This is a genomic window from uncultured Campylobacter sp. (assembly GCF_938045405.1).
In the GTDB taxonomy this organism is placed as follows: Bacteria; Campylobacterota; Campylobacteria; order Campylobacterales; family Campylobacteraceae; genus Campylobacter_B.
This window is the reverse complement of sequence record NZ_CALIMW010000204.1, coordinates 1-5,501: the sequence shown is the minus strand read 5'-3', so window position 1 is coordinate 5,501 and position 5,501 is coordinate 1. Positions and strand designations below refer to the sequence as shown.

At 53.1% G+C, this 5,501-nt stretch carries 6 protein-coding genes; 5 read left to right on the top strand and 1 reads right to left on the bottom strand.

Features of this window, described 5'->3' with window-relative positions; genetic code table 11:
- Window positions 1-48: 48 nt before the first annotated feature.
- Window positions 49-237 carry a hypothetical protein gene (locus tag Q0140_RS08225; protein WP_297963631.1) on the top strand — a complete coding sequence of 63 codons (189 nt, stop codon included), beginning with the start codon at window positions 49-51 and terminating at the stop codon, window positions 235-237.
- Here the strand turns inward: Q0140_RS08225 and proC are convergent.
- Window positions 234-1,211, bottom strand: coding sequence for a pyrroline-5-carboxylate reductase (gene proC / locus Q0140_RS08220; protein WP_297963629.1), 978 nt, complete (start codon window positions 1,209-1,211; stop codon window positions 234-236). The genes Q0140_RS08225 and proC overlap by 4 nt on opposite strands.
- A 137-nt stretch (window positions 1,212-1,348) precedes the next feature.
- Here proC and ilvC point away from each other — a divergent pair, with 137 nt between their 5' ends.
- From ilvC to ruvX, 4 genes are all read left to right on the top strand, one after another.
- Window positions 1,349-2,371 carry a ketol-acid reductoisomerase gene (gene ilvC / locus Q0140_RS08215; RefSeq protein WP_297963627.1) on the top strand — a complete coding sequence of 341 codons (1,023 nt, stop codon included), beginning with the start codon at window positions 1,349-1,351 and terminating at the stop codon, window positions 2,369-2,371.
- Window positions 2,372-2,384: 13 nt separating this feature from the next.
- Entirely contained in the window at window positions 2,385-3,575 is a 1,191-nt protein-coding gene (locus Q0140_RS08210; RefSeq protein ID WP_297963625.1) for a divergent polysaccharide deacetylase family protein, read from the top strand.
- Window positions 3,559-4,347, top strand: a complete 789-nt coding sequence (locus tag Q0140_RS08205) for a DNA-processing protein DprA (protein WP_297963623.1) — start codon at window positions 3,559-3,561, stop codon at window positions 4,345-4,347. The genes Q0140_RS08210 and Q0140_RS08205 overlap by 17 nt, the downstream gene beginning before the upstream one ends.
- Window positions 4,348-5,187: 840 nt before the next feature.
- A partial coding sequence (gene ruvX / locus Q0140_RS08200; protein ID WP_297963621.1) for a Holliday junction resolvase RuvX occupies window positions 5,188-5,501 on the top strand: 314 nt, incomplete at its 3' end.

The window sequence follows — 5,501 nt, the reverse complement described above, 5'->3', positions numbered from 1 at the left end:
AAAATTTTGAACTAAAATTTCTAAAATCTCTAAATTTTAAAATTTTAAATGCAATGCAGGCTTGGCGGCTCGCTAGCCATAAGGCTCGTAAATTCCGCCGCTGCAGGAGCGGCAAGCTCGTTTGATTTAAAGATAAGACAAAATTTAGCTAGAGTGCCCGCACAGAATTTCGATACTAGCGCGCCAGCAAATGCGCTGTGTTTGAAATCCGAAACCGACGAGGTGCGACGAGACTAACTGCGAGCTTTGACGATGCACGCCTCGATCGCCGCCATCACCGCTGCGCGAAACCCCGCAGCCTCCAGCGCCGCGAGTCCCTCAATCGTCGTGCCTGCAGGCGAGCAAACCGCGTCTTTGAGCTCCGATGGGCGCCTGCCGCTTTGCAGCAGACGCGCCGTGCCCTCTACCGCCGCCGCTACCGCGTCGTAGCACAGCGCCCGCGGCAGTCCGCCTCGCACGCCCGCGTCCGCCGCCGCCTCGATAAAGGCGCACACATACGCAGGCAGACTCCCTGCGATCCCAGTAAATGCGGCAAAGCCAGCCTCGTATATCTCGTAAAATTTACCGATTTTGGCGGCTAGCGCTCGCACGATCTCCCGACTAGCCTCATCAAAATACTCACCGTAGCACAGCGCCGTAGCCGACGCGCCGATACCCGCAGCGACGTTTGGCATCGCGCGGGCTATAAAAACGTCCGCACCTACGATATTTTGGGCGCGCTCTAGCTTGAAATTCGGCGCCAAAAGAAGCAGGATTTTGCCCGCAAGCTCAGGCGCGATCAGGCGCAAAATCCTCTCGTAGCTGGCGGGCTTGGTTGCGAGCACGATAATATCCGCTGCATGCGCCAGCTGCGTCTCGCCTTGCAAAATCTGCACGCCGTAGCGCTTGCGCAAGACTTCGTTTTTGCTTCTGGCATAAGCTAGGACTTGAAGCTTCGTATCGGAGCTGGACTGCGCGCAGGCGGAATCACGCTCGCGGCTAGCAAAATCCTGCTCTAAATTTGCGGAATTCCGCCCGCAAGCCGCAAAGCTTTGAGTATCTGGCATAAAATTTTGCCCGTCGTGCGCGGAATTTTCTCCGCTCGCCGTGCAATTTTCTTTATCCTCTGTAAAATTTTCTCCGCTCGCCGCGCAATCTCGTCCGCCGGCTGCGCAAAGTGCCGCGATCATCGCCTCGCCCATATTTCCGCCGCCGATAAATCCCACTTTCATTTTCGCTCCTTTTAAAGCTAAATTATGCCTCAATGATAGCTCAAAATTTCTTTATCCGCCCTTGCGGCGCGCGGTTTATCTGCATAAAAGCAAATTTTAGCTACAATCTCGCCTAAATTTTTAAAAAAGGATGCATTATGGCAATAAACGTTTTTTACGACAAAGATTGCGATTTGGGTTTGATTAAGGCTAAAAAGGTCGCTATGATCGGCTTTGGCTCGCAAGGGCACGCTCACGCCGAAAATTTGCGCGATAGCGGCGTAGAGGTCATCGTGGGCCTGAAAAAAGGCGGTGCGAGCTGGAGTAAGGCCGAAGCAAAGGGCTTTAAAGTAATGAGCGTCGGCGAGGCTACGAAGGCTGCGGATCTTGTGATGATCCTAACGCCCGATGAGTTTCAGAGCGATATTTTTAAAGCGGAGATCGAGCCGAATTTAAGCGAGGGCAACGCGATTGCGTTCGCACACGGCTTTAATATCCACTTCGGACAGATCGTCCCTCCAAAGGGCATCGATTGCATTATGATCGCTCCGAAAGCCCCGGGCCACACCGTTCGCAACGAGTTTGTAAGCGGCGGCGGCGTACCGATGCTGATCGCCGTTTCGCAAAACGAAAGCGGCAGAGCCAAAGAGCTCGCTCTAAGCTACGCAAGCGCGATCGGCGGCGGCCGCACCGGCATCATCGAAACGACTTTTAAAGCAGAGACCGAGACCGATCTTTTCGGCGAGCAGGCGGTGCTTTGCGGCGGACTTTGCGCGCTCATTAATGCGGGCTTTGAAACTCTCGTCGAGGCGGGATATGAGCCTGAGATGGCGTATTTTGAGTGCCAGCACGAGATGAAGCTGATCGTGGATCTCATCTATCAAGGCGGTATGGCGGATATGCGCTACTCGATCTCAAACACCGCAGAATACGGCGATTACGTAAGCGGCAACCGCGTCGTAAATGAAAGCAGCAAAGCGGCGATGAAAGAGGTGCTAAAAGAGATCCAAAACGGTAAATTTGCAAAAGACTTTATCCTTGAGCGCAAGGCGGGCTACGTGCGAATGAACGCCGAGCGCAATATCACGGCAAATAGCTTGCTTAGCAAAACCGGCGATAAGCTTCGCGCGATGATGCCTTGGATCGCCAAGGGCAAGCTCGTAAATAAAGATAAAAACTGATTTCGGCTGAGCTTTGGCTAGTAGAAATCCACGCGGGCGCCGCAAAAAGCGCCCGATCAACTACGCAACGATCGCCTTTGTCGTAATCTTATGCTTTTTAAGTGGTGCGGTTACCTACGCGGTTTTGGATCTCGTATTTTCGGGCAACAAGGCCGCGTTGCAGCAAAGCTCGCGCAAACAAGCCCCAGATAGCACTTCCGATTCTCGCGGTAAAAAGCCGCGTTTAAGCGCTGCACAGAAGGAAGCGCTGATTCAAAAGGAGCTTGATAAGATCGCCGAGCAAAACGTAACTACGCCGAAGATGAGCATCGAGCCTGCACGGCAGAATCCCTCAGGAGAAAATTCCGCAAACGGCAATTTTCAAAATTCCGAAAATTCTATGGCTTCCGCAAATTCCGTTGCCGTGAATTCGGCGAGCGGCGGACCTGACGTAAATTTTACGGCAGTAAATTCCGCATCCGAAAATTCCATAAATTCTATCGCGCAAAGCCACGTTTCTAGCGGCACGGACGATCTTTCTAAATCGCCGCGTAAAGCATTGCCTGCAGGCTCTCGCGCAAAGCTAGCGATCATCATCGACGACGTAGGCACCGACGAGCAGGCGCAAAAGATCGCTGCGCTGCCCGTGCGCGTGACGCCGTCCATCTTCCCGCCCGAGTATCAGCGCAAGGACACGCGCTCGCTCGCTCGCGGCTTTGAGCATTACGCGATCCACCTGCCGATGGAGGCGAGCTCTGCTAAAAATAACTCCGCGACGCTGCGAGCCTCGGATAATTACGAGAAGCTGCGCGGCGTCATAGCCAAGCTGCGCGCGGACTTTCCAAATGCTAAATTTATAAACAACCACACCGGTTCTAAATTTACCGCCGACGAACGCGCGATGCAAAATCTACTGCGCGCTATGAACGAGCATGGATTTTTATTTATCGACTCGCGCACGAGCCCCGCTACCAAGGCTAAGGCGGCGATGAATGGGCTCGGTATGCGATACGTGCATCGCGATGTGTTTTTAGATAATCAAAACAGCGTCGCCGCGGTGCGCAAAAAGCTGCGCGAAGCCGTCGCGCTTGCTAAAAAGCAGGGTTACGCCATCGCTATCGGCCATCCCAAAAGCTCCACTCTTCGCGCGCTTGCAAACAGCGCCGACATCCTAGGCGAGGTCGATTTAGTGTATTTGGACGAAATTTATGAGTACTACGAGTGAGCTTGGTTTTAAAATTCCAAGCCTAGCAAGGCTCGGCGCAAGCGAGCCCGCGCGGCTGTATTTTAGGGGCGAGCCGGCGATGTTACAAAAGCGCCGCATCTCGATCGTGGGCTCGCGCAAGATGAGCGTTTATAGCAAAAATTTGATCCTGCGACTCGCGCGCGCTTTGAGCGATGCGGACTTTTGCGTCGTAAGCGGCGCGGCGATCGGCTGCGATATAGTCGCGCACGAAGGGGCGTTTCCAAATACGATCGCGGTTTTTGGAAACGGCCTTGATCAAATTTATCCCGCGCAAAACGCCGCTATGATCGGCAAAATTTACGAGCGTAGCCTCGCGCTTAGCGAGTATGAGGACGGCGTGAGCGCGCGCGGATTTCAGTTTTTGCAGCGCAACCGCATCGTCGTGGCGCTGTCCGAAGCGCTCATCGTCGCTCAAGCCGAGCCTCGTAGCGGCTCGCTGCAAAGCGCGCGCCTGGCTCGCGAGATGGGCGTACCCGTGTACGTGCTGCCGCACCGCATAGACGAGAGCGCGGGCACGAACGATCTGCTCGCAAAATCTCAGGCGCGGCTGATTGCGGATTTTGGCGAGTTTGTTGCGTCTTTGGCTCCGCAGATGCCGCAAAGCACCGAACGCGCGCAGGATGAGGTGATGGAATTTTTGGCTTTAAATTCCGATCTGCAAGCGGCGATCGAGCGCTTCGGCGATAAAATTTACGAATACGAGCTTGAAGGCAGGATCGAAATTTTAGGCGCAAAGATCGTAGCAAAGTAGCTGATGAGCGGCGTTTGCTTGCCGCGGTTTGATCGGCTCCACCCGCCGGTGCGGCTTGTTTGCACGGCGCGTAGTCTATGCGGTCGGAGTTTAAATTTAGAAAAAGGCGGCTCGGTAAAATTTTACCTTCCGCAAATAGCACCTAAGCTTAAAAAATCCGCGCGGTTTGTTTGTGCAGCGCCGCTTGCCTCCGCTTGCGGTAATGATCGGTTTGTGAATGCTTCTCGCGATCTATAAATACTTTGCGGTGCGGAATTTAAGCGTTAAAATGCATGAAATTTTCTGAAATAGCGTTTAAATGTTTGTTTGCCTATCGTGCTAAATTTTTGCGGGTAAATTTGGCTGCGGATTTCAGTGCGAGTGTGGTAGGCTAAATTTGCCGCAAGGGAAAATTTTGATCGTAGCAGTAAAATTTATGAGCTATAAAGCGTGGGGGGGCTTGTATCTGCTCCGTCGCGTGAATGCGAACCCGCTTTAAAATTTTGATTTTGCGTGAGGTGGGTTGATTGAACGTCCGGCACCTGCACGGCAGGATTTATGCCCGCCGTGAGTTTGGGTGTCGCTTACGTGCAGCTCACGCGGACTCAGTGAGGATGTACTGAGCCGGGCGCGGCGATCGAAATTTTGGAATTTGAAGCTCGTGGCACGCTAAATTTAATAGCTCGCAAGCGGCGCGAGCGAGTGTAATTTATGTCAATTTCGTATAAAATTTCATAAATTCCGCAGCTAAATTCTGCGATAAAATTTAGCTATGAAATTCCGATCGCGGAATTTTGGTGGCATAATTTTAATGGCGAAACGTAAAATTCCATAAAATTTAATGTAAGTAAAGGATGAAATTTGATAGTTGCGATCGATCTTGGGCTTAAACGTATCGGCGTGGCGGCGGCACCGGATGATAAGACGCCGCTTCCGTGCGAGCCGATCCTGCGCAAAAACCGCACCCAAGCCGCGCGCGAGCTAAGCGAACTGCTGCGCAAAAAGGGCGCCAGCGTGCTGGTGCTTGGCGTGCCGCGCGGCGGGGCGAGCGAGGAGGAGATGAGCAGGCGCATACGCCACTTCGCCTCGCTGCTGGATTTTGACGGCGAGATAAAATTCCAAGATGAGAGCTTTTCGAGCGCCGAAGCGGCGGAGTTTGCGAGCAAAGGCGCTAA